Raw genomic sequence first — 24,598 nt, forward strand, 5'->3', positions numbered from 1 at the left:
TGCTGTCAGAAGAGGACCTTGACCGTGCGCAGGGCACCCTCGCGCCAGCGGTCGGAGTGCGTCCGGCCGGTGGTGCCGGCCACGGCGGACCGGTTCGCGCGGTACCAGGTGAAGCTGCGCTCGATGGCGGTCGCGTTGGAGTGGCGGGGGGTGAAACCGAGCACCTCGCGGGCGTCGGTGATGTCGACGCAGGAGTCCCGGGTGAGCTTCTGGACGAGGCGTCCGTAGACCGGGGACAGCCGCAGCGCGGCCAGCGTCCGCAGGGCGGCCTTCGCCGGGCCGAGCGGCAGCGGGACGACCCGCTTGCCGTGGCCGGCGAGGTCCAGGACGACCTGGCAGTCCTCGCGGAACGAGCCGTACTCGGCCGCGCCGACGTTGAACTCCCGGTTGACCCGCTCGCCCGGCAGGGTCAGCACCGCGGTCACCAGGTCGCAGAGGTCCTCGACGTCCAGCATCTGGTTGAGGGTGTGGCCGCCGCCGAGGACGGGGAAGCCCCGGCCGTCGAGCGCCCAGTCGAAGAGCATCGCGAAGACACCCAGCCGGCCCGGGCCGATGAAGGTCTTCGGGCGCAGGACGGGCACGCACATGCCCCGGTCGCGGTAGTCGGCGCACAGCCGCTCGGCCGCGATCTTCGCGGCGTTGTACGGGTCGACCGGGACCAGCGGGTGGGTCTCCGGGGTCGGCGTGCGCTCCGGCAGGCCGTACACCGCGGTGGAGGAGATGTGCAGCACCCGGTCGGTCCCGGCCCGCCGGGCGGCGTCCAGGACGGTGCGGGTGCCGTCGACGTCCACCGAGCGGATCTCGGCCGCCGGGTGGCTCGGCAGGGCGGCGGCGCCGTGCACCACCACGTCCGCCTCGGCCGCCAGCCGGCCGAGCAGGGTGCGGTCCCGGACGTCGCCGACCACCGCCTCCACGGAGGGCAGGGCGGCGAGTCCGGGCGGCAGCGGGCGGCGGTCGAGGGCGACCACCCGGTGGACGGGCGAGCTGCCGAGCCGTCGGACCAGGGCGCTGCCGAGGAAGCCGGCCGCGCCGGTGAGCAGCACGCGCTGGGGGCGGGCGGTGGGGCGGGGGCCGTCGGCGGCCCCGGGGCTGTCGGTGGTCACGGGCGGCCTGCCGGCGGGGCGGTCGGGTCGGGGGCACCGGCGAGCGGCGGACGGGCGGCGCCCGCTGGCGGCACCTGGCGCCGGTACAGCCGCCGGAACCGCGGGCTCAGCAGCCACTGGCCGGCCCCGACCGCCGCGCCCGCCGTCACCGCGGTGCCCGCCGCGAAGTGCAGGGCGGTGTACGCGACCGCCGTCGGTACCCCGCGCTCGCGGACCAGGAAGGCGTGGAAGCCGCGGTCGGCGAGCACGGCGCCGGCCGCCAGGGCGGCGGTGGCCGGCAGAGTCCGGCGGGACACCAGGGCCAGCGGCAGCGAGGCCACCGCGCCGGCCGCGGCGAGCGCGGCGACGGCCCGGGAGCGGGTCTCGAACCCGCGCATGAAGCCCCGGTGGTCCACGTAGAGAGGCACCCGCAGGCGCGCCCGGCGGAACAGCTTGCGGACCAGCCCGGACAGCCGCTCCTCGTCGTTGTGCCGCCCGACCACCGCGGAGCTGAGCTCGATCCGGTGGGTGGCCGACAGCCGTACGCCGAAGTCGATCTCCTCGGTCTGGCGCAGGGCCGGGTTGAGCCCGCCGGAGTCCAGGAACAGTGATCGGCGGATGGCCGCCAGGGCCGAGAACCAGGGGGTGACGGTGCCCTCGGAGCTGATCCGCCAGTAGTACGACTGGAGGATCCGGTAGTCCCCGACCCGGGTGGTCGGCAGCAGCGGCTCCTTGGCGGTGATGCCGCACACCGACCCGGTCTCCGGGTCGGCGGCGAGGCGCTCCACCGCGGCGGCGACCGAGGTCGGGGAGAGGCCGACGTCGGCGTCCAGGAAGAACACGATCTCGCCGCGGGCCTCCCGGGCACCGCGGTTGCGGGTCTCGGCGGGCCCCGCGTTGCGCTCCTGGCGGACCAGTCGGCACGGGTACTTCTCCGCCACCAGGGCGGAGTCGTCGGTGCTGGCGTCGTCGACCACGACGATCTCGAGGTTGGGGTAGGTCTGGGCGGTCACCGCGTCCAGGCAGGCGGGCAGTGTGCGGGCGTCGTTGTAGAGCGGGATGACCACCGACACCAGGGGAAGGGTCATGTCTGTCCTGTTCAGGCCGCGGGGATCTCGGGCAGGTCCGGGTCATCGTCGGACGGGTTGACCCGCGCCTCGCTGATGATCTTCCGGTCGTCACTGGTCAGGCAGCGGCCGGTGGCCAGGTCGAACTCCCAGTCGTGCAGGCGGCAGGTGAGGATGCCGTCCCGGTGGGAGCCGAACCGGACCAGGTCCGCCTTGAGGTGGGGGCAGAGCCGCTGGACGACGTGGTCGCCGGCCCGGGCGCGCTCCTCGGTCTGGCTCAACTCCGCGTAGTAGCCCTCGACATAGGCCATCCGCTCGGTCGAGAGAGAGGCGAAGAAGGTGGTCACGAACTCGTTGAAGGGCCCCTTGCGGGCGGCCTTGAAGCGGCAGGACAGGAACAGCTCGTTCGCCCAGTCGGGGCAGCGCTCGGCGACCATCCGCTCCACCAGCGGCCGGGGCAGCTCGAAGCGGTAGCGGCACTCCTCGCCCGCCCAGCGGGCCACCCGGCGGTCCAGGAAGTCGAACAGGATCTGCTCGGTGGGTGCGGCCCCGGCTCCGGTCCCGCCGTCGGCCCCCTCCTCGGCTCCGGTCGCGTCCGGGGTGTCCACCACCTCGACCAGGACCCGGCCGTTGATGCCCTCGCAGGTGCGGTCGGCGTACTGCAGCAGCGGCTCCACCCACTCCCGCAGGCCGGTCAGCAGGTCGGTGCGGGTGGTCGGCCAGCCGGCCTTCTCCGCGCGGATCCGGTCGGCCCGGCGGGCCTGGTACTCGCGCAGGTAGCCGGTGCGGTCGTCGCGGATCCGGGCGACCGTCCGCTCGTCGACCTGCTCCAGCCGGCAGCTGCGGTCCGGGCCCAACTCGGCCACGGTGCCCGGCAGGAGGAGGTGGGTGTTGGTCACCCCGCGCTCGCGGAGGAAGTCGAGGAAGACCCACTGGTCGGGGAAGATGTTGGCGTCGTCGCCGTCCAGGTCGTTGAGGTGGAAGAGCTCCTCGTCCAGGAAGCAGGGCGGCCCGGCGAACGGGAAGACGTGCTCGGCGCCGTACTGCTCGACGTAGTTCAGGGCGCGGGCCATGCCGTTGCGGCGCTTGCGGCGGCCGACGGTCTGCTTCATCCGGGCGGGGAAGTCGTACACCATCGGGTACCAGATCGCCCCGGAGTACTGGAGGAAGTGCCCGGCGAGCGGCCCGAAGGACCTGATCCGGGGCTCGTCGACCGGGCGGGCGTCGTTCTGGTTGAGGATCCGGGTGCCGTTGTCGTCGATGAGGATCGCGGAGTCGCCGATCGGGCCGTCGGTCGGCGAGGTGAGGGCGTTGACCATCACCTGGACGCCGCCGTCCAGTTGCGTCGGTTCGAGGTCCCGGGTCTGGACGAAGTGGCGGAAGCCGAGGTCCTCCAGGGACGTCCGCAGGTCGCGGACCGGGTAGTCCGGCAGCAGCACCACGGTGTCCTTGGACATCCGGGTCCGCAGCCACTCGGCGTCGAAGTGGTCGTGGTGGAGGTGGGAGACGTACAGGTACTCCGCGGTGTGCAGTTGGGCGGTGTCCATCGCCTCGTTGTCGGGGAACGGGAACCACGAGGCGAAGAACGCCGGATTGAACCAGGGGTCGCAGAGGATGCGCCCGGCACTGGTCTCCACGAGCAGGCCGGCGTGGCCGACGGATGTGATGCGCATGAGTCTCCAATGGCGGTCGAGCGACTTCAGGAGGAGGCGGCCGGGGAGAGGCAACGGCCGTGGGGGGAGCCACCGTTGGGGGAGCGGCCGCGGTGCCGTCCGGGCGGGCGTCAGTGGCCGTCCGTGGGCCCTGTCGGCGGTCGTGGGCGGGCGTCGGCGGCCGTTAGTGGCCGTCAGTGGGCGTCGCGCCGCGGGCCGGCGGGCCGGTCGAGCACGTTGAAGTCCGCGACGGCGAACCGGGCGAGCGCCGTCGGGCCGGCGACGGCCCGGTGGGCGATCGCGATGGCGCGGCCGACGGCGTCGGTCAGGTCGCAGCCGGCGAGGTAGAAGGTCAACCGGACACCCCGGGGGGTGATGTGGACGTGGAGGTGCTCGACGCCGTCGCGGGCGGACGTGACGCTGTCCAGGGCCGAGAGCACGGCCCCGACGGTCGGCCGGGCGCCCGCCGACCCGCCTGTCGCGGCGGTCAGCAGCACGCCGACGAGGTGCACCGGAAGTCCTGGGAGCTCTGGGGGGAACCGGCCGGTCAGCCCCAGGAGAAGCCGCTGCCCACCGCGGCCGGGAAGGCCTGCGGGAGCGGGCGGAAGGGAAGCGGGGCGACCGGCGCGGTGGCGAGCCCGGTCGTCGTCGGGCGTACGGGGCCGCGGGAACGCGCGGAGGTGAACATGGGGAAGTCCTCCGAATCCTGGGGGGTTTCGGGCCGCTCTCGTTCGTCCGCGGCCTCGGTGGTCCCAAGATTCGCACGGGCCCCGGTGCGCTCACACGGGTTCAGGGTGACACCAAACGCGTGGCAGCTTCAGGCCAGGAAGGGGACGTCGCGCCGACCCCGGATGAGCTGCGCGGCAGTCGACTTGGCAGGTTTCGGTCAGGCGGAAGGTGTCAGCCCGCCGCCGTCCCGCGTTCCGCGATGCGGACAGCCGGCGGCCGCCCCCGGGAGGGAATACGTGCAGGTCCCTCGCGTGGACGGCTCGGTCTCGCGAGGGACCTGAGGGTGGGTCCGGGGCCGGAGCAGGCCGGTGCCACGGCTGGGGTAGCGTTCCTTTGCCTACCCTTGACCCGGAAGACCTGATGATCGAAGCAAGCTACTCGGCCGTCCCCGCCCTCCTGCTCGTGTTCGCCGTCCTCGGGTCGGCGCTCGCCCTCGGAACCGCCCGGTGGGCCCGCCGGAGAGGCATGGCGGTCCCGACGGCGGTGCTGTGGGGACTGAGCCTGGCGGGCGAGCTGGCGGTGACGCTGACACCGACGGCCACCGGGTACTCGGGGCCGCCGAGTTGCACGATCGGGCCCGGCATGTGGGCCGACGCGACGGCGCAGCAGGGGCTGATGAACATCGCGCTCTACCTGCCACCGGCGTTCTTCGGCGTGCTGCTCTTCCGACGGCCGGTCACCGTGCTCGCGGGCTGCGCGGTGCTGTCCGCCGTCACCGAGGTCGTCCAGACCCTGCTCGGGACCGGACGCGCCTGCGACGCTGCGGACTTCGTCGACAACGCGGCCGGCGCGCTGCTGGGGACGCTGCTCGCCGCCGGCTGGCTGCTGGTTCGGCGGCGCGGGCTGCCCCGGCTGCGCCGGGACCTGGTCCACGGGCTGGTGCTGGGCGCCGTCGGGCTGGCGGGGGCGGGGCTGGTGGTCCACGTCGGGATCCGGACGTACCGGGACTCGCCGGGCCTCTTCGCCCCGCCGTCCGACGACATCGCGACGGCGCAGCGGGTGGCGGAGGGCGTGTTCGGCCCGCGCACGCTGGTGGACACCACCACGACCACCGCCGACCCCGGGCTCACCCAGCAGATCATGGACGTCAGCACCGACCGCGGCGACCTCCGGATCGAGCAGCCCAGCGGCCGCCTGCTCGCCGTCGCCGCCGCCACGCCCTCAGCCGACGCGGCCGGCTCGCCCACCCTCACCCCGGAGCAGGTCGTCGCCGCCGGCCGGGCCTTCGCCGACACCTGGTTCGCCGACCGGATCGCCGGTCTGACCCCGACCGTCACCCCCGCCGGCCCGAACGGTGCTGCCCGCACGCTTGGTTACCGCCGCGAGGGTACGGCCGCCGGGCAGCCGGCGGTGCGCCTCGACCTGACCGTGGGTGCCGACGGCCGCATCCTGACAGCTTCCTCGTAGTCCCTGGTCCTCGAACTCCCGTGGTCCGTCCCGGGGTTCAGGCGGGGCTGGGCAGGTACGCCAGGCCGTGCGCGCCCGCCTCGCCGAGCCGGGGGACCTCCAGCCGGGCCACCTGCTCCAGCGCCTCCAGGTCGATGACGTCGACGGTGGAGGAGACGGCGCAGGAGACGTAGGCGAGGCGGCCGTCGGGGGAGGAGGTGACGGTGAGCGGGAAGAGGCCCACCTCGACCGAGCCGAGCCGCTGGTGACCGTCGGCGGCGAAGACCGTGAGACGGCCGGGGAGTTGGCGCCCCAGGGGCGAGCCGGCCTCGGGGACGCTGCGCACCTCGCCGGCCAGCAGCCTGCCGGTCGGGGTGAGGTGGACCGGCAGGGCCGGGGAGTCCGTCGGGAGGACGTCCGTGACGGACGCGGTCGCGACGTCGATGACACGGATGCCGGGGGTCGGGGCGGGCGTGGCGGTGGTCGAGAAGTACGGGCCGGCGACGTAGACCCGGGCGCCGTCGGGGGAGACGGCCAGGCCCTCGCTGCCGGGGACCTCGACCTTGGCGGTCAGCACGCCCCGGTCGAGGTCCACGACCGAGACGAAGGGTGCCTCCTTGTTGGTGGCGAAGCCGGTCCGGCCGTCCGGGGTGATGGCGAACCAGTGCGGACCGGGCGCCTCGGTGTCGATCCGGCCGAGCGGGCGGCGGGTCCCGGTGTCGATGACCACGACGCCGCCGGGCCGGTCCGGGCCGCCCTCCACGCTGACGTACAGCCGGCCGCGGGCGGTGTCCAGGGCCAGCCCGTGCGGGCCGTGTTCGGGGGCGAGGTCGACCACGTCGACGACCCGCCGGGTGTCGGCGTCGATGACGGTCACCTCGGTGCGGCGGCCGCTGTTGGCGCCGTAGTAGCCCGAGCGGTAGGCGCTGGTGCACCAGAGCAGCCGCCGGGTCGGGTCGAAGCAGAGCTCGTGCGGTTCGGCGAGGACCCGGACGGTGTCGAGGTGCCGGTCGGTGGCGGCGTCGAAGAACAGGACGTCCGAGCCGCTCTGGCTGACGACGGCGAGGACGTCGCCGGAGCGGTCGGTGCGGTCGGCACGCTCGGTGCGGTCGGTGCGGGAGGGCTGCGACATGAGGACTCCTCGGGGAGGGCTTCGCGGTCTCGCGGTCGTTTCCACTGTCGTCGGCAGCCACGGCGGGAGCTATGCAAGGATCGGCATCGGATAGTTGCCCAGGATGCAAAGACCCAGGTCAGGAGCGTGTGACCGATGGATCTCAATCTGCTGCGGGCGCTGGACGCCCTGCTCCAGGAGAACAGCGTGACCCGCGCCGCCGAGCGGCTCGGCACCTCGCCGGCGGCCGTCAGCCGGATGCTGGCCCGGCTGCGCCGCGCCGTCGAGGACCCGCTGCTGGTGCGCGCCGGGCAGGGCCTCGTCCCGACCCCGCGGGCGCTCGAACTGCGGGAGGAGGTCGGCGCGTTGCTGCGCGGCTGCGACAGCGTGCTGCGTCCCGGCGCCGGCTTCGACCCCGTCCACCTCGACCGCACCTTCACGCTGCAGGCCGGTGAACTGATGCTGGTACGGACGGCGGGCGCCCTCGTCGAGCGGGTCCGGGCGGAGGCCCCGCGGGTGGACGTGGTCTTCCTGCCGGAGGCGCTGGAGGACGGGCCGGCGCTGCGGCAGGGGCTGGTGGACGTCGAGCTGGGCGTGCTCGGCCACCTGGACACGGAGGTCCGCACCCGGCAGCTCCTCCGCGTTCCCCTGGTCGGCCTCGCCCGGGCGGGCCATCCGCTGTTCGACGGCCGCCGGATCACCGCCCGCCGGTTCGCCGCCGCCGACCACATCGGCGTCTCCCGGCGTGGCAAGCGGCTCGGCCCGATCGACGCCGGGCTCGCCGAACTCGGGCTCCGGCGCCGGGTGGCGGTGGTCGTGCCCAGCCACACCGGCGCGATGCTGCTCGCCCGGGACAGCGACCTGGTCACCCTCGTCCCCGAGGACTGGCTGCCGGACACCGTCGCCGCGCTGGGCCTGCGCACCTTCCCGATCCCGCTGGAACTCGCCCCGCTGGAGCTGGGGATGGCCTGGCACCCGCGCAACTCGGCCGATCCGGGGCACCGCTGGTTCCGCGAGCACGTGGCGGCCGCGGTGCTGGGGCGGGAGTAGCTCCCCGCGGGGGTGCGCCCCGGCTCGGTCCGCGGTGTGCGGCCGGGATACCCTGCCGGGGTACATGGCGGCGGCTGGGGACAGGAGGCGGAGGATGGTGCGGTCACGGCCGTTCGGTCCGCCGGTGCCGTGGGCGCCGCGCCTGCTGCTGCTCGCCGCGCTGCTGTTCGGCATCGTGACGATGCACACGCTCGGCCATCCGGGCGGCGGGCACGGTGGTTCCGGCGGGTACGGCGGACACGGTGGTTCCGGCGGGCACGAGGGAGCGGGGACGCACGCCTCGGCCGTGCACCCGGCGCACCCCGCGGCCGCCGTCCACCACGGCCCGGCCGCCGCGCCCATGGAGGCCGCCTCCGCCGTCGACCCCGCCATCTCGGCCGCCTCCGCCGTCGACCCGACCATCGCCGGCGGCATGGACCCGATGGCGGTCTGCCTCGCCGTCCTGGCCGGCTGGACCCTGGTGCTGCTCCTCGCCGGCCCGCTGCTGCGCCGCAGCGGCGACGCCGCCGCCGAGGTACGGGCCCGACTGCTGCGGGCCGTCCGCGCGCTGCCCCCGCCCGGGGGCGGGCGGATACTCCTCACCCGGCTTTCGGTGCTGCGCCAGTAGGCGCGCGCCCGCCGTCCCGTGCCCGCGCCCGCTCTGGAGCGCCCGCGCGCACGTCCACGCGCCCGCTCGCGCCCCGCAGCGCCCGCGCACGGAACGGCCGACGCGACGTCCTGCACACCCACACACCGCACGAGGTGCACTCCGCCATGCGTACACCCACCCGTCGTACCGTCCTCGGCGCCGCGCTCGCCGCCGCCGGGACCGGCCTGCTCACCGCCTGTTCCTCCGGCTCCATGAAGGGCATGGACCACGGGTCCATGAACCACGGCCCCACGAGCGGCACGACCGGAGCCGCCGCCCCGGCCGGCTACCTCGCCCCGAACGGCCCCGAGGTCGCCGCCGCCGAGGCCCGGCGCAGTCCCGGCCCGGAGCGGAAGGTCGCGCTCACCGCCACCGAGACCACCCTGGACCTCGGCGGCCGCACCGTCCGCAGCTGGGCGTACGGCGACCGTCTGCCCGGCCAGGAGGTGCGCGCCACCCTCGGCGACACGCTCGCCGTCACCCTCGCCAACCACCTGCCGCAGCCCACCACGCTGCACTGGCACGGCCTCGCGCTGCGCAACGACATGGACGGCGTGCCGGGCGTGACCCAGGCCGACGTCCGGCCCGGCGCCTCCTTCGAGTACCGCTTCGCGCTCGCCCACCCGGGCACGTACTGGTTCCACCCGCACTCCGGCGTCCAGCAGGACCGCGGCCTGTACGCCCCGCTGATCGTCGAGGACCCCAGGGAGCCGCTGGCCTACGACAAGGAGTGGGTCGTCGTCCTGGACGACTGGGTGGACGGCGTCGACGGCAGCACCCCGGACGCCGTCCTCGCCGAACTCGCCCGGGGCATGGGCGGGATGGACCACTCGGGTGGCTCCGGCCACGACATGCGGGGGATGACGGGGATGCCGGGCCACGACATGGCGGGGATGACTGGGACGGGCAGCGCCCCGGGCGGCACCCCGAACGCCGCCGGCCCGTCCCGGATGCTGATGGGCGCTCAGAGCCCGCTGCTGGGAGGCGACGCCGGTGACGTCGCGTACCCGTTCCACCTGGTCAACGGCCGGCTCGCGACCGCGCCCGAGACCTTCATTGCCAAGCCCGGCGACCGGATCCGGATCCGGCTGGTCAACGCGGGCGGCGACACCGCCTACCGGGTCGCCCTCGGCGGCCACGAGCTGACCGTCACCCACACCGACGGCTTCCCGGTCGAACCGGCCACCACCCAGGCGCTGCTGCTCGGCATGGGCGAGCGCTACGACGTGCTGGTGACCGCCAAGGACGGCGCCTTCCCGCTCACCGCGCTGGCCGAGGGCAAGAACGCCACCGCCCTGGCCGTGCTGCGCACCGGCGGCGGCGCCGCGCCCGACGCCGCCGTCCGCCCGGCCGAGCTGGACGGCCGGCTGGTCACCGCGGGGCAGCTCAGGGCCGCCCCGGACGTCCGGCTGCCGGCCAGGACGCCGGACCGCACGGTGAGGCTGGAGCTCACCGGCGGGATGGCGAAGGCCGACTGGGCGTTCAACGGCCGCCGGTACGACCCGGCGCAGCGCTACCCGGTGGCGGCGGGCGAGCGGGTGCGGCTGGAGTTCCGCAACAGCACCGCCATGTGGCACCCCGTCCACCTGCACGGTCACAGTTTCGCGCTGCCCGGGGACGGCCCGCGAAAGGACACCGCGGTGGTGCTGCCGGGCACGACCCTGGCCGTCGACTTCGACGCCGACAACCCGGGCCTGTGGATGGTGCACTGCCACAACGTCTACCACGCGGAGACGGGCATGATGACCGTCCTCGGCTACCGGGCCTGATCGCGGACTCCCCCCCCGCGCGAAAGTGCCCGGGTTCCACCCCGAAAGGACCCCGAACCGCTCCGCCGGTTCGGGGTCCCGCCGTCTCCGGCACCCGGCGCACTCCGGCGTGCCACCGGCACCGACCTGCGGCGTCATGACGATTTCTTAACGCGGCCCGGTAGCGGATCCTTAACGCCGGTCGCATAGCCTGACGCACTGCCGTCGCCCGACGGCGTTTTTACGGGGTCTTTAAACAAGAGGTGCAAGGTGGTTTCGTCGGGTTCGACGGAGACGGCGGAGTCGGACGCGCCGTCGGCGCGAATACGCCTCCGCAGCTGGCTGCTGGAGGACGTGACCGCGGAGAAGCCCGCGCGGCAGTCCGCCGACGAGGGCGCCCCGGAGGCGCCGACCGGGGGCGCGGCGGCGGGGGACTCCGCCGCGCACGGCACGCCCGCCGGCCAGCGCTGGTGGCGGGTGATGTGCCTGACCGGCCTGGACTACTTCTCGACGCTCGGCTACCAGCCGGGCATCGCCGCCCTGGCCGCGGGCGTGCTGTCGCCGATCGCCACCATCGTGCTGGTGGTGGTCACCCTGCTGGGCGCGCTGCCGGTCTACCGGCGGGTGGCCAAGGAGAGCCCGCGCGGCGAGGGCTCGATCGCGATGCTGGAGCGGCTGCTGTCGTTCTGGAAGGGCAAGCTGTTCGTCCTCGCGCTGCTCGGCTTCGCGGCCACGGACTTCCTGATCACCATCACGCTGTCCGCCGCCGACGCGAGCGCGCACCTGGTGGAGAACCCGCACCTGACCGGCTTCCTCGGCGGCAAGCAGGTGGTGATCACGCTGGTCCTGGTGGCCCTGCTCGGCGCGGTCTTCCTCAAGGGCTTCAGCGAGGCGATCGGCCTGGCGGTGTTCCTGGTCGGGACGTACCTGGTGCTGAACGTGGTCGTGGTGGCCGTCGGCCTCTGGAAGATCGTCTCGGCGCCGCACGTGGTCACCGACTGGACGGACGCGCTGACCGCCCAGCACGGCAACCCGATCGTCATGGTCGGCGTGGCCCTGGTGACCTTCCCGAAGCTGGCGCTCGGCCTGTCCGGCTTCGAGACCGGCGTCGCCGTGATGCCGCACATCAAGGGCGACCCCGACGACACCGAGGCGAACCCGGCCGGCCGGATCCGCGGCACCCGCAAGCTGCTGACCACCGCCGCCGTGATCATGAGCTGCTTCCTGATCGCCACCAGCTTCATCACCACGCTGCTCATCCCGGCCGACCAGTTCAAGGCCGGCGGCGACGCCAACGGCCGCGCCCTGGCGTACCTGGCCCACGAGTACCTCGGCGGCGCCTTCGGCAGCGTCTACGACCTCTCCACCATCGCGATCCTCTGGTTCGCCGGCGCCTCCGCCATGGCGGGCATGCTCAACCTGCTGCCCCGCTACCTGCCGCGCTACGGCATGGCCCCGCACTGGGCCCGCGCGGTGCGGCCGATGGTGATCGTGCTGACCCTGATCGGCTTCCTGGTCACCTGGATCTTCGACGCCGACGTGGACGCCCAGGGCGGCGCGTACGCGACCGGCGTGCTGGTGCTGATCAGCTCCGCCGCCATCGCGGTGACCATCGCCGCGCACAAGAAGCGCGAGCGCGGCTGGACCGTCGCCTTCGCGGTCATCGCGGCGATCTTCCTCTACACCACCGTGCTGAACTGCCTGGAGCGGCCGGACGGCCTGAAGATCGGCGCCTGCTTCATCGCCGGGATCGTCCTGGTCTCGCTGCTCTCCCGGCTGCGCCGCGCCTTCGAGCTGCGCGTCACCAGCGTCGCCCTGGACGACGTGGCGGAACGTTTCATCAGGGACTACGCCCACCGGCCGCTGCGGCTGATCGCCAACGAGCCGAACAGCCGGGACCTCGCCGAGTACCGCGACAAGATCCACCAGATCCGCGCCGACAACGACATCCCCGGCGAGGACGACCTGGTCTTCGTCGAGGTGACCGTCCGCGACGCCTCCGACTTCGAGGCCGCGCTGACCGTGCGCGGCGAGGTGCTGCACGGCCGCTACCGGGTGCTCACCCTGGAGAGCTCCAGCATCCCGAACGCGCTCGCCGCGCTGGCGCTCAACATCCGGGACCGCACCGGGCAGCAGCCGCACCTCTACTTCGAGTGGACCGAGGGCAGCCCCTTCGCCCAGTTCCTGCGGTTCTTCCTGTTCGGACAGGGCGAGGTCGCCCCCGTCACCCGCGAGGTGCTGCGCGAGGCCGAGCCGGACCGCTCGCGCCGCCCGCGCGTCCACGTCGGCTGACGGCCTGCTTCCGCTGCGAGGCCCGTACGCTGCGGCCCCTACGCCCCGGCCCGTCCGCCCCGGCCCGTCCGGGGCGGAACGACGGACCGCCGCCCGCGCCTGGGCGGGCGCGGGCGGCGGTCGGGTTCGACCGGTCCTAGGAGGGGAGTTCGAGGACCAGTCCGGGATGGATGAGGTCCGGGTCCTCGCCGACCGCGTCGCGGTTGAGCTCGTAGAGCGCCGGCCAGCCGCCGGGGACGCGCAGGGACTCGGCGAGGTCGGCGAGGGTGTCGTTCTCGCGGACCGTCCAGGTGCCGTCCTCGGACTCGACCGGGGCGGCGTGGGTGTGGGTGTGGGCGTGGGCCGGGGGCGGCGGGGCGTTGTCGCGGCCCTGGCCGTGGGTGGCGCGGGCGCCGCACACGGGCCAGGGGGAGAGGCCGCGACGTTCGGCCAGGAGCTGGGCGACGGCGATCTGCTGCTCGCGGGTGGCGAGGTCGGCGCGCGGGGCGTAGCCGAGGCCGCCGTTCTCCCGCCAGGTGGGCTGGTCGAACTGGAGGCCGCCGTAGTAGCCGTTGCCGCTGTTGATGCGCCAGTTTCCGCTGCTCTCGCAGGCCGCCACGCGGTCCCAGTCGTACGAGCCGCCGCCCTCCCTCCCGGGGTCGGACCGGCTGTCGCGGCCTGGCGGCGCGGCGTGGGCCGCGGGGGCGGCGAGGGCCACGGTGAGGGCGCAGAGCGCGGTCGGGACGATGCGGCGCAGGCGAACGGTGGGAGGCATGGGCGGCTCTCAGACTCGGGGACAAGACCGGCGCCGTCCACGGGGGCGGCGCACTCCCACCCATGCACGCCGGACGGTGCGTTCCGTGGACGACACGTCCGACGGGTCACCCGCGCGGCGGCCCGGGGCCACCCCGGTGGTCGGCGGCCGACCGGCCGTACTCCTCGTCGCCTTGCCGTTTCGTCGCTTTGGTGCCTCGTCACCTCGCCGCTGGTGCGCCTGCCGCCCGCTTCCGGCGCCGGCAGCCGTCGTCGCGGCCCCGGCCCGCGCGCCGCGACCTCGGGGCTCCCGCGCCGCCCGGCCGACCGGGGACAAGGTCGTGCACCGAGGGTTCCCGGCCACCCGCCGTTCGGCTGCCGTTCGCCGTCCGCACGGCTGGGCGTGACCCGGCCGTGCGGTGCGGCTGGGAGCCTCCTCGGCGTTTCCCCGAGCCCAGGAGGCGGCAGTGGCGGCACAACCCTCTCGTACTTCCCGCACATCCCGTACGTCTCGAAGGACGGTCCTTCGCACCGGTGCGGCGGCCGGTGCGCTCGCCGCGCTGCCCGCGTCCACCCTGCTGTGGACCCAGCCGGCGGTGGCCGGCACGCCCGGTCCGGAGCAGCTCCACCTCCAGTGGGGCGACGAGCCCTCCCGCGAGATGACGGTCTCCTGGGCGACGGCGGCGTCCGTGAACCGTCCCCGGGTGCGGATCGGCACCCCGCGCGAAGGCGCCGGCCGGACGGTGCACGCGCGCAGCCGCAGCTACGTGGACGGCCTCAACAAGGTCGAGACCTTCACCCACCACGCCCGCCTGGACGGCCTGCGGCCCGACACGACGTACGTCTACGAGGTGCTGCACGACGGCGCCCAGCCGGTCCGCGGCACCTTCCGCACCGCCCCCGCGCCCGGCCGGGCCGCGTTCCGCTTCACCAGCTTCGGCGACCTCGGCACCGGCGACAACGTGTTCAGCAAGTCCTCCATCCACGGCGCGGCGGCGGTCCGTCAGGTCGAGGGGTTCGACCCGCTGTTCCACCTGCTCAACGGCGACCTCGCGTACGCCAACAACAACCCGCAGCGCCAGCCGCAGGCCTGGAACGCGTTCATGAACAACATGGCCGGATCGGCCGCCCGCCGCCCGTGGATGCCCACACCCGGGAACCACGAGGTCGAGGCGGGTGGCGGGGAGCTCGGCTACGCCTCCTACCTGACCCGCTTCGAGCTGCCGGACAACGGCACGCGTGACCACTGCGGCACCTGGTACGGCTTCCAGATCGGCTCGGTGCTCTTCGTCAGCCTGGACGGCAACGAGATCGCGGTCGAGGACGACGCCAGCATCGACCCCGCCACCGGGCAGTCCATCTACATCAGCGGGTACAGCGACGGTGCCCAACTCCGCTGGCTGGACCGGCTGTTGTCGCGGGCCCGGGGTGGCAGCTCGGTGGACTGGATCGTGGTCTACCTGCACCAGTTCGCGATGTCCTCCTCCGCCCAGAGCCACGGCGGCGACATGGGCATCCGGGAGAAGCTGCTGCCGCTGCTCGACCGCCACAGCGTCGACCTCGTGCTGGCCGGCCACGACCACGACTACGAGCGCACCCACCCGGTGCGCGGCACCGCCCCCGGCGGCCTGCTCACCCCCGCCGTCGCCGACGACGACCTGCGGCAGATCGACACCTCGCAGGGCACCGTCCACCTGATCCTCGGCGGCGGCGGCACCGCCGGGCACGACGACGTCTACCTGCCCGCCGACGCCGACGGCGTCCGCGAGGCCACCGTCCGCACCCAGCGCCTCACCTACAAGGCCGACCCGGACGCCAAGGAGAAGGCCCACTGGTCCGCCGTCACCGACCCGGACACCCGCTACCCCTACGGCGTCGCGGTCTTCGACGTCGACCCGGGGTCGGTGCCCGGCGGCCGGACCGCCATCACCGTCAGCTACTACCACTCCGTCCCGGCCACCGCCGCCGCCCCGCTCCCGACGCCGGTGCTGTACGACCGCTTCACCCTGTACCGCGACCGCAGCGACGGCTGGGGCGACGACGACCAGGGTGAGGACTCCCAGGGCGAGGGCTCGCAGGGCCGGTCGGTGGCCGGCGCCCGCCGGTAGCGCGCCCGTCGTCGAGGGCCCGCCGCGCCGCCCGGTGCGCGGCGGGTCCTCGCTGTCGTACCAACTCGCCTACCGTGAAAGGGAATCGAAAACACGTCCGGTGATGCCGGACCTCTTGTCAAAGGTTAGGGAAGTTTCCTAACTTGATGTCATGTCCGAGACCGAGACCCCACGGCACTCCCGGCGCGACCTCCTCCGAGCCGGCGCGGCGGGCGGAGCGGCCCTCGCGGCCGGCGGCCTGCTGCTGCCGGGCACCGCCCTGGCGGCCCCGCGCCCGACCGCCCTCGCCACCCCGACCCTCCCCGTCACCCCGACCTCCTCCACCACCCCGACCGTCCCCGCGCCCCGGAGCGAGCGGACCGCCGGGTCCGCGCTGCGGCCCTTCGGCCGGCACCTCGCCTACGGGGCCGACCCGTCCCAGCAGGTCGTCGTCTCCTGGCAGGTGCCGGACGCGGTGACCGCGCCGTTCGTCCGCATCGGCGTCCAGCCCGGCGACTACGGCGCCCCGATCGCCGCCGAGGTCCGCACCCTGGTCAGCAAGCTCTCCTGGCAGAAGCCGGTCGAGGACCAGCCCCTCGTCAAGCCCACCACCGTCACCCAGTACTACCTGCACACGCGGCTGGACCAGCTGATCCCGGACACCACCTACTACTACGTCGTCGGCCACCAGGGCTACGACCCGGCCGGCCAGGGCGCCCGGCTCGGCGACGTGGCGAGCTTCCGCACCGCGCCCGCCCCCGGCCGCGGCGCCGGATTCACCTTCACCGCCTTCGGCGACCAGGGCATCGGGTACAACGCGGCGGCCACCGGAAACCTGATCGCCGGCCTCGACCCCGCCTTCCACCTCCACATGGGCGACCTCTCCTACGCCAACGCCGGCGGCAGCGGCAAGACCAGCGACGCGTACGACGCCCGCCTGTGGGACTCCTTCTTCGTGCAGAACGAACCCGTCGCCGCGCGGACCCCGTGGATGCCGGCGATCGGCAACCACGAGATGGAGCCCTGGTACGGGACCGACGGCTACGGCGGCATGCGCGCCCGCTTCACCACGCCCGACAACGCCTGGAGCCAGTCCACCGGCATCTACTCCTGGCGCTACCAGAACGTCGGCCTGATCAGCCTCGACGGCAACGACGTCTGCTACAACACCCCCGCCAACCTCGACTACACCAAGGGCAAGCAGAAGAAGTGGCTGGAGAGCCGGCTCGCCGCGCTCCGCGCCGACACCGGCATCGACTTCATCGTCGTCTACCTGCACCAGTGCACGTACTCCACCTGCCACGACAACGGGGCCGAACTCGGTGCGCAGCAGGACTGGGCCCCGCTGTTCGACAAGTACCAGGTGGACCTGGTGCTCAGCGGCCACAACCACGTCTACGAGCGGACCGACCCCATCCGGGCCGGCAAGCCCACCCGCAAGGTCGCCTCCGGCGACACCGTCGACCCGGTCAAGGACGGCACCACCTACGTCGTCGCGGGCGGCGGTGGCGGCGGGCTCTACTCCTTCCCCGCCGCCGACACCTACCTCGGGCACGAGAGCGCCAACGACAAGCCCGTGCCGATGGTGGTCTCCGACCGGAGCGGCCACAACCAGACCGTCAAGGTCACCTGGTCCAGGGTCCGGTACACCGGCTACTGCCTGGTGGCGGTCGACGTGACCCCCGCCGTCGCGGGCAGGCCCGCCCGGATGGAGGTGCGCTCGCTCACCGAGGACGGCACCGCCGTGGACCGGGTCACCGTGCAGCGCGGCTGACCCGGCGGCCGGCACCCGGTCCCGTTTGAGTACCGCTACTCAGGCGGGCGGGGCCGGTGTGCCGGGACGATGGCGGTCCCACGACGCCGGAGGCCACGGAGGGCCCGCCATGCTCAGCCGGATCGCCGCCGCCCTGGTGCCCGTCCTCGGGCGCCTCTCCGTCACCTCCGAGACACCCGGCCCGGTCGCCCCGGGCAGCGTCGTCGCGGCCAACCACACCTCGGCCGCCGACCCCGGCGTGGTGCTGGCCGCGCTGCGCCGCCTGGGCACCGAGCCGGTGGTGATGGCGACCGCCGGACTGTGGCGGGTACCGGTGCTCGGCGGAGTGCTGCGCTCCGGCGGGCACATCCCCGTCCACCGCGGCACGGCCCGGGCGGCCGAAGCCCTCGACGCGGCCGCGGCGGCGCTCACGGCCGGCCGGGTCGTCCTCATCTACGGCGAGGGCGGCCTACCGAAGCACCGGGACTCCCGCGACGCGGAACCGGGCGCCTTCCGCACCGGCCTCGCCCGGCTCGCGGCGGCGACCGGCGCCCCCGTGGTGCCGCTCGGCCAGTGCGGCGCCCGCCGCCTCAGCTCGGGCGGCACCGCCAAACAGCTCGCCGGACTCGCCACCGCCCCCGTACGCCGCCCCGCCCTGCACGTCCACCTCGGCGCCCCGCTCCACCTGCCCGGCGACATCCCCGAGGCCACCGCCGCCGCCCACCGGGCCGTCACCGCCGCCTGGCGCACGGCGCAGCGGCGGTGCGGCGGGCCGGGTAGGTCACGGATCACGTGATCCGTGACAACTCCCCTCCGGGCAAGGGCGGTCCGAGCACCCAGTAACGTTACTGGGTGCTCGGACCGCCCCCGCCCGGTCAGCTCCGGGGTGAGGCCTCCAGCCGGTCCGCGGACCACAGGACAGCGGTCAGCGCCACCAGCGCCGGGACGGCCAGGAGGCCGAAGCAGATCGCCCCGGCCTGGGGCGCGCCCATCCCGGCCCGGACGAGACGCCACCCGAGGCCCAGGTCGACCGCCGTCGCCAGGCTGCCGAGACCGCCGGCGGTCACCCGCAGGTGCAGCCGCCGGGACCGGGACGGGGTCGGTGTGGGTGTTTCCTGTGAGAGCATGGCAATGCCTTCCGGATCGGATAAGGGATTTCGAACCCGATGAGGCATACGGGCGCCGTTCCGGCGAGGGAGCGGCGCCCATTTCATGCCCGTCTGCGGGTCCGGTGACGAGGATACCCACGCTCGGGCAGAGTGTGGACCGCCTCCTGATTCCGAAGCGATGGTCCTGTGCGGGCCGTTGGAGTAGTGCAGATTGATATAAATTATTGCTGATCTCCGCAGGTCAGAGCCATGGTTTCGTCTACGGAGCACACATCTCCACCTGCGAATTCGTGAAATCGCCGCAGAAAGAAGCGCACCACATTTCGACGCCGTTCCAGCCCGCAAGTCCGAACTTTGCGGGACGGGCCGCTCTCGTGGGCACTTTTGGATGGCATGCCGACAATGCCTGCCGCCGCTGGGTGGTTGGCATCCGGTCGATCCGGAAAAAAATTCCACCGATCCTTCGATCCGGCCCTGCCCGCCGCGCCACCACCTCGTCGCAGCCCTGGATGTCGCGCCGGACCAAGCCGCGACGTCCGAACTCCTCGACCAGTACGACCAGTTCGCCTCCGGCCGACAGCAGGCCGGGCCGTTGCCATCCCTACACTGACGGGATCGGGCTCCAGGAGTCCAGCAGGTTCCGGAGGCGTTCGCGGTGGTCCGCGATCCACCCTTCCGGCAGGTCGATCGGAACCCGCACGGTGACCATCGAGCCCGACTCGTCCTCGACAACCACTTCGGGGCACCCGCGCTCACCGGTGAGCTGGATGAAGACGGACGGTCCGCTGTCCATCTCCATCCACTCGATGTCCTGGCCGGCATCGAGCCTGTCCAGGGCCAGGCCCCACTCCTCCAACTTCGAGGCCGACAGCACCAGGTCGATGCGCCCACTGACGAAGGGCGTCGCCACGGCGATCTCGGCGGCAAGCCCGCCGTACCATCGCGGGTGCCGACCCAGGACGGTGACCCCGACGCCGTTGCCCTCATCGTCAGCGAGAACGACAAGATCCATCGGAGCCACCTCGGCCATGACTCTCCCTCCTTCAGCCGGCACGAGAGGGCATCGTGGCTCACCCGTCACGCTCGAGGCCAGCGCATTCCGGCCGGAGTGACCTCGACCGGCTCGGGGAGCCGGGGGCAGACCCGTCGGCCCGGGTGATCCCTTCGTCGTGCCGCGAACTACGCTGGCCGGCATGGACTGGCTCGATCGCGTGGCACGGCTGAGGCGCTGGACGAAGGGCGGCGAGCGTGCGCCGCACAAGCCGTTGCTGCTGCTCTACGCGCTCGGCGGCTACCAGCGGGACGCCGGCGGCGAACTGCGGTACAGCGCGGTCGAGGAGGAGCTGAAGCGGCTGCTCGTCGAGTACGGCCCGCCGCGTCCGACGACCCCCGCCTACCCGTTCCACCACCTGGTCAGCGACGGGGTGTGGGAGGTCCGCACCGACCAGGGGCCGGGTAGCCCCGGCAGCGGGGTCGGGGTCCTCCGGGCGAGCGGGGCCGCCGGCAGGCTCGCGCCCGCGCTGCGGGCCGCGCTCGGCGAGGAGCCGGCCCTGCTGGGCCGGATGGCCCGGGTGCTGCTGGACGCCCACTTCCCGACGTCCCTGCACGCCGACCTCTGCGAGGCGGTCGGCCTCGACCTGGAGCGGGCCGAGACCGGGGCCGTGGGCGGGCCCGAGGCCGCGGCCCGGCGGCAGCGCGACCGGCGGATGCGTGAACTGATACTCACCGCCTACGAGTTCCAGTGCGCCTTCTGCGGCTATGACGGCGCCCTCGGGGCGAGCCCGGTCGGGCTGGAGGCCGCGCACGTGCGCTGGTGGTCGCACGACGGGCCGGACGAGGTCGACAACGGCCTGTGCCTGTGCTCACTGCACCACAAGCTCTTCGACAAGGGCGTGTTGGGCCTCGGGGAGGGCCATCGCATCCTGGTCTCCGACCGCTTCGTCGGCCGCAGCGAGGCCAGCCGCCGCCACGTGCTCGCACTCTCCGGCCGCCCGCTCATCGGCCCCCAGCCCGGCCGCCCCCCGGTCGCCGACCGCCACCGGCAGTGGCACACGCGCCAGGTGTTCCACGGCGTCCCGCGCCGGCCCGCGGAGCAGGGGGCTTTGGTCTAGTCGTACTGACCGGGAAGGTTCGCCGGATCGGCGGTTCGAGCGGTTGGATGTCCGGAGACGTCCGATGCGACCGTCGGGGGTGTGGTGGCTGAGCCTGTCCGTGTGCGCAGGTCGACCGACCAGGAGGGAGAGCGTCAGGCCCTCACACCACGCGCGATTCGGTACAGCACGTTCGGACGCAGTGGCCCTTCGGGCGCGGTGGGGTCGTCGAAATCGTCAGCCGGGTCGCGGGTCATGCCGATCCGGCGCATCACTGCTTGGGAACGGATGTTGGTGGCGGTCGTCACTGCAAGGATCTCGGGGAGTTCAAGCGTTTCGAAGCCGAAGGCAAGACCGGCCAGGGCGGCCTCGGTGGCGTAACCCTGGCCCCAGGCCGAGCGAGCGAGCCTCCAACCGATCTCTACCCCCGTGAACGGCATGTCATCATCCACCTGGTCCAAGCCCGCGAAGCCGATGAACTCGCCCGTGGCCTGCACTTGAACCGCCCACCATCCGTAGCCTCGCCGGTCGAACTCGGCCTGGAAGCGCGCCACGGAGGCATCGCTCCGTTCGCGGGTGAGCAGGTCGCCCAAGTGCTCCCGAACCTCAGGATCGGCATTCATGGCCGCCCACGGTTCAAGGTCGGAGTCTTGCCATCGACGGAGCACGAGGCGATCGGTACGCAGTTCAGCCATGCTGCCCAGCCAACGTGAGCGCCGCCCCCAAGGCAATCCATTTTCTCCGGGACCGCTACCGCCGCTCAGGAGGGGACTGCTCGGCCGGCTCCAGGACTGGCGAAGCGACCACCGCCCCGGCGGGCATCCCGCTGGTCGGATCCTCGGTCACCACAGACAACCAACGGCCGGTTCAGCGGGTCGGCATGCCTCCGTGCGGACTGTTGACCACCAGCGGCAGGGAACCCTCGGCAAGGTAGAAGTGCCCGGGAAAGTAGTCGATGTGGAGGTGGCCGCCGTCCTCGGCGGAGGCCATGCCGCGAAGGTTGTCCGCGAGTACCGCCCGGCCGGCGGAGTCACCGCTGATCACGAGGAACTGCCGCTCGGAGTCCAGAAGGACAAGGACGCCCGGGCCGGCGGTCCCCTTCACCTCGATCCCCGCCAGGGCGTCGGCGTCCGGTGAGGGGGTCGAGATGAGAAGCCCCTTGCCCTCGGCCACCGCGTCCGCCAGACGGTTCAGCTCCTCCGCCGACGCCGTCAGATCCACTTCGCCGTACACGGGGTCGCTGACGAGTCTCACGCGGTCGGCACTCCTTCACGATCGGAATCCCTGATGCTACTGAATCTGGGCGGGTGAGGTCGGGGAGCGCCGAGTGTGCCGGTGCCCCGGACTGTTCCGCGGGCGGCTGCCACGCCAGGATGAGCGCATGACCGAGAGTGAAGCGGACCTGCCGGCGCTGCTGCGCGAGCTCGATGATCCGGAGTGGCTGGAGTGGCCGCAGCGCTACGACCGTCGCGGGACCGCGGTTCGCTTCGGTGCTCTGGTGGCTCGGCTCGAAGGCGACTTCGCTGCTCCCTGCCCGGCCGAGCAGGACGCCCAGGACTCCAGCGAGTACGGACGCGGTGTCGTTCCCGGGGACGCGACCGTCTGCGGAACCCGGATCGTCGTCTGCGTCAGCAAGTTCGGTTCACTGGCGCTGGTCTGCGCCGACAACCCGGGCGCCTTCAGCGGAACGGAGGAAGCCCGGACCGAGGGCGAGCTGGACGACGCGGACCTCGCCAGGGTCAACCGGGCGCTGGTCGAACTCGGCTATGTCGTGGTGGCCGAGGAACTACTGGAGAGCGACTACGACGGGCCGAGCCGACTGCCCTCGTACATTCAGCGGCCCACCTGGTCGGACCGCTTCTTCGGCTACTTCTGACGACCACGTCGACAGGGTCGGTCCGGCAATCGTCGGGCAGCCGTCGATCACCGTCGGCCGGTAGCACTCTCGAGGCTTCCTCGGTCGGAGTGTGTCTCTTGGCCGGCAGTCGGCTCGCTACCCTGCTGGGATGACGGACAGCGAGCTGATAGTCGACCTGCGCGGTCGGCGGATCGAGACACTGAACGACTTCTGGGACGCGGTGAGCGAGCCCTGCGGGCTGCCGGAGTGGTTCGGTCGGAACCTGAACGCGTGGTCGGACACGATCGAGACCCGGGGCATCTCCGAGGTGATCGACAGCCACGACATCCTGGTCGTGCACGTCGACCGGCGGGGTCTCTTCGAAGGGCACCGGAGGGACGCCGGCGTCCTGGCCGAAATCTTCGACGGAGAGCAGAACCGGCTCCTCGTCCACTGACCAACCCGCCGAAGAGTCAGGCTCCTGTAGTGCTTTGACCCAGGCCAAGACCAGCACTGACCTGACAAAGCACTACCGGTGCAGCACCGCGTTGATCCTGAGAGGGTCTTGATCGCCCCCGGCGGGGGTGGGGGCGCGATCGGCTGGGCGCGGTCCGGTTTCAGTCGTGGACGAGTACGGTCGTGTAGTCGGCCAGGGCGGTGTTGATCTCGGCTGGGTCGAACGCGGCGGGGTCGAACTGGTCGGCCGAGTCGAGGCCGAGCCATTCGAGTCGTTCCTCGTGTTCTTCGTGGCCGGGGTCGGTGAGAACCTCGACGAGGTACTCGTATCCCCAGATCCCGCCGCAGTCCTCGGGCGGGCCGGCCCGTCGGCCGGTGAGGCAGTGAGGGTAGGAGACACCGGGTTCGGCGTCTCCTACGGCCTCGACGAGGATGTCGTGCTCCCAGTTGTCGCCGAAGTCGTAGATGTAGCGGAACCGCGTGCCGACGCCGGGGGCGATCTGGTCGAGGCGCATCGCCGTCGCGTCGCGGATCCCCAGGTCCCGATCGGTGACGCCGTACCGTTCCCGCCCGGTCTCGAAGGCCCACATGTGGTAGTCCTCCCAGCCGAACGCGGCCTGGACCAGGTCGTGCAGCCGCCGCAGATCCGTGCCCGACGGCACCTGAAGGCGACGCCAGATCGGGGGCTCGGAGCCGGACAGGGTGACCTTGATGGTGTGGACGGACGTTCCCGGGGCGGTCCGGGAACGGGTGGGCGGCTTCACGCGCCTGGTGTTCGACATGGCCGCCATCCTGCCAGCGGCACCGGTTCCCGTACGGGCGTCGGCCGTCGGCTCACCCGCCCGCGTGACAATGCGCTGCACTGGCTGAAGCACGTCCGAGCGGTTGTCGTTCTCACAGCGCGAACGGTTGGTGGGCCAGGGCCAGTTCGACGACCTCGGCCGCTGTCGGCTCCGGCCCGTCGGCCGAGTAGATCAAGTCGCTGACGTAGCCGCTCGGACAGCCAAGGCCCCTGTCCAGTGCCTCCAGCGTGCGGTCGATCTCGGCGTCGTCGCAGCAGTCCCCATCCATGATCTTCTGCACCATCGCAATGGCCGACTCACGAGTCATCACTGCTTCAGCCACCCCCTCCAGGATGAGGGGAGAGTCTGGTGAGTCATGTGATCGACCGGACAGATTCCTAGCCGGGGAAGAGCCGCCCGAGGTGGTAGCGCAGGACGGTGGTGGCGGCCTCCGCCGTTCGCTGGCCGAGGAGGACGCTGAGGCCGAGGCCCGCGGAGACGGCGAGGAGGACGACGGCCTCCGGGTGGGGGTCCAGCTGCGGGTCGGCGGTTCCGGCCTGTTGGGCGGCGGTCAGCTGGGCGGTGAGGAAGGCCTCCATCTCGTTGGGCGCGGCGAGGAACCGGGGCCCGCCGAGGGCCGGATCGGTGACGGAGAGCACCGCGTACTCGGTGTGGATGAGGTGGAAGGCCCGGCTCTCCTCGTCGGTGGGGACGGCTTCGAGCAGGACGGCTTCGATGATGCCGCGCGGGTCGGAGGCCCCGCTCGCGAGAACGCGCCGCTGGACGCGTTCGCCCATGCGGGCCGTCAGCCGGGTCATGGCGGCGAGCAGCAACTGCTCCTTGGTGTCGAAGTAGTACTGCACGAGGCGCACCGAGACGCCGGCCTCGATGGCCACCGACCGCATGGTGACGGAGTGCAGGCCGCTGTTCGCCGCCGAGCGGAGCAGGGCGTCGATGATGTGGGCCCGCCGCTCCTCGTGATCCACCAGCTTCGGCATCGGGTTCCT

Annotated in this window: 25 protein-coding genes; 11 read left to right on the top strand and 14 right to left on the bottom strand. The window is 72.9% G+C overall.

The window, feature by feature from the left end:
* Positions 1-5: 5 nt before the first annotated feature.
* The 5 genes from ACFVU7_RS13665 to ACFVU7_RS13685 all read right to left on the bottom strand — a co-directional run bounded on the left by ACFVU7_RS13665 (position 6) and on the right by ACFVU7_RS13685 (position 4,489).
* A complete protein-coding gene (locus ACFVU7_RS13665; protein ID WP_388045124.1) occupies positions 6-1,103 on the bottom strand; it encodes an NAD-dependent epimerase/dehydratase family protein in 1,098 nt (365 codons plus the stop codon).
* Positions 1,100-2,170 (bottom strand): glycosyltransferase family A protein, encoded by a 1,071-nt coding sequence (locus tag ACFVU7_RS13670; protein ID WP_388045125.1) that lies wholly within the window; start codon positions 2,168-2,170, stop codon positions 1,100-1,102. Before ACFVU7_RS13670 ends, ACFVU7_RS13665 begins: the two co-directional genes overlap by 4 nt.
* A gap of 11 nt (positions 2,171-2,181) precedes the next feature.
* Positions 2,182-3,822 (bottom strand): Rieske 2Fe-2S domain-containing protein, encoded by a 1,641-nt coding sequence (locus ACFVU7_RS13675; RefSeq protein WP_387823211.1) that lies wholly within the window; start codon positions 3,820-3,822, stop codon positions 2,182-2,184.
* A 173-nt stretch (positions 3,823-3,995) separates the two neighbouring features.
* Positions 3,996-4,313, bottom strand: a complete 318-nt coding sequence (locus ACFVU7_RS13680; protein WP_387823214.1) for a hypothetical protein — start codon at positions 4,311-4,313, stop codon at positions 3,996-3,998.
* Between the two features lie 35 nt (positions 4,314-4,348).
* Positions 4,349-4,489, bottom strand: a complete 141-nt coding sequence (locus tag ACFVU7_RS13685; RefSeq protein WP_388045126.1) for a hypothetical protein — start codon at positions 4,487-4,489, stop codon at positions 4,349-4,351.
* Positions 4,490-4,890: 401 nt separating this feature from the next.
* Between ACFVU7_RS13685 and ACFVU7_RS13690 the strand changes: the two genes are divergently transcribed.
* Positions 4,891-5,937 carry a VanZ family protein gene (locus ACFVU7_RS13690; protein ID WP_388045127.1) on the top strand — a complete coding sequence of 349 codons (1,047 nt, stop codon included), beginning with the start codon at positions 4,891-4,893 and terminating at the stop codon, positions 5,935-5,937.
* Between the two features lie 37 nt (positions 5,938-5,974).
* Here ACFVU7_RS13690 and ACFVU7_RS13695 read toward each other — a convergent pair whose 3' ends face one another.
* Positions 5,975-7,048 (bottom strand): YncE family protein, encoded by a 1,074-nt coding sequence (locus ACFVU7_RS13695; protein ID WP_388045128.1) that lies wholly within the window; start codon positions 7,046-7,048, stop codon positions 5,975-5,977.
* A gap of 135 nt (positions 7,049-7,183) precedes the next feature.
* Here ACFVU7_RS13695 and ACFVU7_RS13700 point away from each other — a divergent pair, with 135 nt between their 5' ends.
* The 4 genes from ACFVU7_RS13700 to ACFVU7_RS13715 all read left to right on the top strand — a co-directional run bounded on the left by ACFVU7_RS13700 (position 7,184) and on the right by ACFVU7_RS13715 (position 12,745).
* Positions 7,184-8,077 (top strand): LysR family transcriptional regulator, encoded by an 894-nt coding sequence (locus ACFVU7_RS13700; protein ID WP_049657470.1) that lies wholly within the window; start codon positions 7,184-7,186, stop codon positions 8,075-8,077.
* A gap of 94 nt (positions 8,078-8,171) precedes the next feature.
* Positions 8,172-8,684, top strand: coding sequence for a hypothetical protein (locus tag ACFVU7_RS13705; RefSeq protein ID WP_388045129.1), 513 nt, complete (start codon positions 8,172-8,174; stop codon positions 8,682-8,684).
* A gap of 146 nt (positions 8,685-8,830) precedes the next feature.
* Positions 8,831-10,474: a multicopper oxidase family protein gene (locus ACFVU7_RS13710; RefSeq protein ID WP_388045130.1), complete on the top strand. Its 1,644-nt coding sequence runs from the start codon at positions 8,831-8,833 to the stop codon at positions 10,472-10,474.
* Positions 10,475-10,723: 249 nt separating this feature from the next.
* On the top strand, positions 10,724-12,745 hold the full coding sequence (locus ACFVU7_RS13715) for an amino acid transporter (RefSeq protein WP_375877115.1): 2,022 nt from the start codon (positions 10,724-10,726) through the stop codon (positions 12,743-12,745).
* 136 nt (positions 12,746-12,881) lie between these two features.
* Here ACFVU7_RS13715 and ACFVU7_RS13720 read toward each other — a convergent pair whose 3' ends face one another.
* Positions 12,882-13,499, bottom strand: a complete 618-nt coding sequence (locus tag ACFVU7_RS13720) for a transglycosylase family protein (RefSeq protein WP_117487051.1) — start codon at positions 13,497-13,499, stop codon at positions 12,882-12,884.
* Between the two features lie 574 nt (positions 13,500-14,073).
* On the opposite strand from ACFVU7_RS13720, the gene ACFVU7_RS13725 reads away from it, so the two are divergent.
* The 3 genes from ACFVU7_RS13725 to ACFVU7_RS13735 all read left to right on the top strand — a co-directional run bounded on the left by ACFVU7_RS13725 (position 14,074) and on the right by ACFVU7_RS13735 (position 18,113).
* Positions 14,074-15,585 carry a purple acid phosphatase family protein gene (locus ACFVU7_RS13725; protein ID WP_388045131.1) on the top strand — a complete coding sequence of 504 codons (1,512 nt, stop codon included), beginning with the start codon at positions 14,074-14,076 and terminating at the stop codon, positions 15,583-15,585.
* Between the two features lie 151 nt (positions 15,586-15,736).
* A complete protein-coding gene (locus ACFVU7_RS13730) occupies positions 15,737-17,338 on the top strand; it encodes a purple acid phosphatase family protein (protein ID WP_388045132.1) in 1,602 nt (533 codons plus the stop codon).
* A 109-nt stretch (positions 17,339-17,447) separates the two neighbouring features.
* Positions 17,448-18,113, top strand: coding sequence for a lysophospholipid acyltransferase family protein (locus ACFVU7_RS13735; protein WP_388045133.1), 666 nt, complete (start codon positions 17,448-17,450; stop codon positions 18,111-18,113).
* A gap of 79 nt (positions 18,114-18,192) precedes the next feature.
* Here the strand turns inward: ACFVU7_RS13735 and ACFVU7_RS13740 are convergent, their stop codons facing one another.
* Together ACFVU7_RS13740 and ACFVU7_RS13745 are read right to left on the bottom strand one after the other, a co-directional pair.
* On the bottom strand, positions 18,193-18,444 hold the full coding sequence (locus ACFVU7_RS13740; protein WP_388045134.1) for a hypothetical protein: 252 nt from the start codon (positions 18,442-18,444) through the stop codon (positions 18,193-18,195).
* Positions 18,445-19,027: 583 nt separating this feature from the next.
* Positions 19,028-19,456, bottom strand: coding sequence for a DUF5959 family protein (locus ACFVU7_RS13745; RefSeq protein ID WP_388045135.1), 429 nt, complete (start codon positions 19,454-19,456; stop codon positions 19,028-19,030).
* 163 nt (positions 19,457-19,619) lie between these two features.
* On the opposite strand from ACFVU7_RS13745, the gene ACFVU7_RS13750 reads away from it, so the two are divergent.
* Positions 19,620-20,537: a phosphorothioated DNA-binding restriction endonuclease gene (locus tag ACFVU7_RS13750; protein ID WP_388045136.1), complete on the top strand. Its 918-nt coding sequence runs from the start codon at positions 19,620-19,622 to the stop codon at positions 20,535-20,537.
* Between the two features lie 134 nt (positions 20,538-20,671).
* Here ACFVU7_RS13750 and ACFVU7_RS13755 read toward each other — a convergent pair whose 3' ends face one another.
* Together ACFVU7_RS13755 and ACFVU7_RS13760 are read right to left on the bottom strand one after the other, a co-directional pair.
* Positions 20,672-21,211 carry a GNAT family N-acetyltransferase gene (locus ACFVU7_RS13755; RefSeq protein ID WP_049650069.1) on the bottom strand — a complete coding sequence of 180 codons (540 nt, stop codon included), beginning with the start codon at positions 21,209-21,211 and terminating at the stop codon, positions 20,672-20,674.
* Between the two features lie 172 nt (positions 21,212-21,383).
* Positions 21,384-21,770, bottom strand: coding sequence for a hypothetical protein (locus tag ACFVU7_RS13760; protein ID WP_387966876.1), 387 nt, complete (start codon positions 21,768-21,770; stop codon positions 21,384-21,386).
* Between the two features lie 127 nt (positions 21,771-21,897).
* Here ACFVU7_RS13760 and ACFVU7_RS13765 point away from each other — a divergent pair, with 127 nt between their 5' ends.
* Both ACFVU7_RS13765 and ACFVU7_RS13770 read left to right on the top strand, forming a co-directional pair.
* Positions 21,898-22,392: a hypothetical protein gene (locus ACFVU7_RS13765; protein WP_388045137.1), complete on the top strand. Its 495-nt coding sequence runs from the start codon at positions 21,898-21,900 to the stop codon at positions 22,390-22,392.
* Positions 22,393-22,522: 130 nt separating this feature from the next.
* Complete coding sequence (locus tag ACFVU7_RS13770; protein WP_388045138.1) at positions 22,523-22,810, top strand: barstar family protein; 288 nt, start codon at positions 22,523-22,525, stop codon at positions 22,808-22,810.
* A gap of 160 nt (positions 22,811-22,970) precedes the next feature.
* Here ACFVU7_RS13770 and ACFVU7_RS13775 read toward each other — a convergent pair whose 3' ends face one another.
* The 3 genes from ACFVU7_RS13775 to ACFVU7_RS13785 form a co-directional block, all read right to left on the bottom strand.
* A complete protein-coding gene (locus ACFVU7_RS13775) occupies positions 22,971-23,591 on the bottom strand; it encodes a plasmid pRiA4b ORF-3 family protein (protein ID WP_053111979.1) in 621 nt (206 codons plus the stop codon).
* A 112-nt stretch (positions 23,592-23,703) separates the two neighbouring features.
* Positions 23,704-23,934 (bottom strand): e9imm peptide, encoded by a 231-nt coding sequence (locus ACFVU7_RS13780; protein WP_388045139.1) that lies wholly within the window; start codon positions 23,932-23,934, stop codon positions 23,704-23,706.
* Positions 23,935-23,989: 55 nt separating this feature from the next.
* Complete coding sequence (locus tag ACFVU7_RS13785) at positions 23,990-24,589, bottom strand: TetR/AcrR family transcriptional regulator (protein ID WP_388045140.1); 600 nt, start codon at positions 24,587-24,589, stop codon at positions 23,990-23,992.
* Positions 24,590-24,598 lie beyond the last annotated feature (9 nt).

Source organism: Kitasatospora sp. NPDC058046 (assembly GCF_042885595.1).
Classification (GTDB): Bacteria; Actinomycetota; Actinomycetes; order Streptomycetales; family Streptomycetaceae; genus Kitasatospora.

Bases quoted from the DNA above. Each gene is read 5' to 3' on its own strand.
- ACFVU7_RS13670 (WP_388045125.1), bottom strand. From the start codon at position 2,170: ATGACCCTTCCCCTGGTGTCGGTGGTCATCCCGCTCTACAACGACGCC.
- ACFVU7_RS13675 (WP_387823211.1), bottom strand. From the start codon at position 3,822: ATGCGCATCACATCCGTCGGCCACGCCGGCCTGCTCGTGGAGACCAGT.
- ACFVU7_RS13685 (WP_388045126.1), bottom strand. From the start codon at position 4,489: ATGTTCACCTCCGCGCGTTCCCGCGGCCCCGTACGCCCGACGACGACC.
- ACFVU7_RS13690 (WP_388045127.1), top strand. From the start codon at position 4,891: ATGATCGAAGCAAGCTACTCGGCCGTCCCCGCCCTCCTGCTCGTGTTC.
- ACFVU7_RS13695 (WP_388045128.1), bottom strand. From the start codon at position 7,048: ATGTCGCAGCCCTCCCGCACCGACCGCACCGAGCGTGCCGACCGCACC.
- ACFVU7_RS13700 (WP_049657470.1), top strand. From the start codon at position 7,184: ATGGATCTCAATCTGCTGCGGGCGCTGGACGCCCTGCTCCAGGAGAAC.
- ACFVU7_RS13705 (WP_388045129.1), top strand. From the start codon at position 8,172: ATGGTGCGGTCACGGCCGTTCGGTCCGCCGGTGCCGTGGGCGCCGCGC.
- ACFVU7_RS13710 (WP_388045130.1), top strand. From the start codon at position 8,831: ATGCGTACACCCACCCGTCGTACCGTCCTCGGCGCCGCGCTCGCCGCC.
- ACFVU7_RS13720 (WP_117487051.1), bottom strand. From the start codon at position 13,499: ATGCCTCCCACCGTTCGCCTGCGCCGCATCGTCCCGACCGCGCTCTGC.
- ACFVU7_RS13730 (WP_388045132.1), top strand. From the start codon at position 15,737: ATGTCCGAGACCGAGACCCCACGGCACTCCCGGCGCGACCTCCTCCGA.
- ACFVU7_RS13735 (WP_388045133.1), top strand. From the start codon at position 17,448: ATGCTCAGCCGGATCGCCGCCGCCCTGGTGCCCGTCCTCGGGCGCCTC.
- ACFVU7_RS13740 (WP_388045134.1), bottom strand. From the start codon at position 18,444: ATGCTCTCACAGGAAACACCCACACCGACCCCGTCCCGGTCCCGGCGG.
- ACFVU7_RS13745 (WP_388045135.1), bottom strand. From the start codon at position 19,456: ATGGCCGAGGTGGCTCCGATGGATCTTGTCGTTCTCGCTGACGATGAG.
- ACFVU7_RS13750 (WP_388045136.1), top strand. From the start codon at position 19,620: ATGGACTGGCTCGATCGCGTGGCACGGCTGAGGCGCTGGACGAAGGGC.
- ACFVU7_RS13755 (WP_049650069.1), bottom strand. From the start codon at position 21,211: ATGGCTGAACTGCGTACCGATCGCCTCGTGCTCCGTCGATGGCAAGAC.
- ACFVU7_RS13765 (WP_388045137.1), top strand. From the start codon at position 21,898: ATGACCGAGAGTGAAGCGGACCTGCCGGCGCTGCTGCGCGAGCTCGAT.
- ACFVU7_RS13770 (WP_388045138.1), top strand. From the start codon at position 22,523: ATGACGGACAGCGAGCTGATAGTCGACCTGCGCGGTCGGCGGATCGAG.
- ACFVU7_RS13775 (WP_053111979.1), bottom strand. From the start codon at position 23,591: ATGTCGAACACCAGGCGCGTGAAGCCGCCCACCCGTTCCCGGACCGCC.
- ACFVU7_RS13785 (WP_388045140.1), bottom strand. From the start codon at position 24,589: ATGCCGAAGCTGGTGGATCACGAGGAGCGGCGGGCCCACATCATCGAC.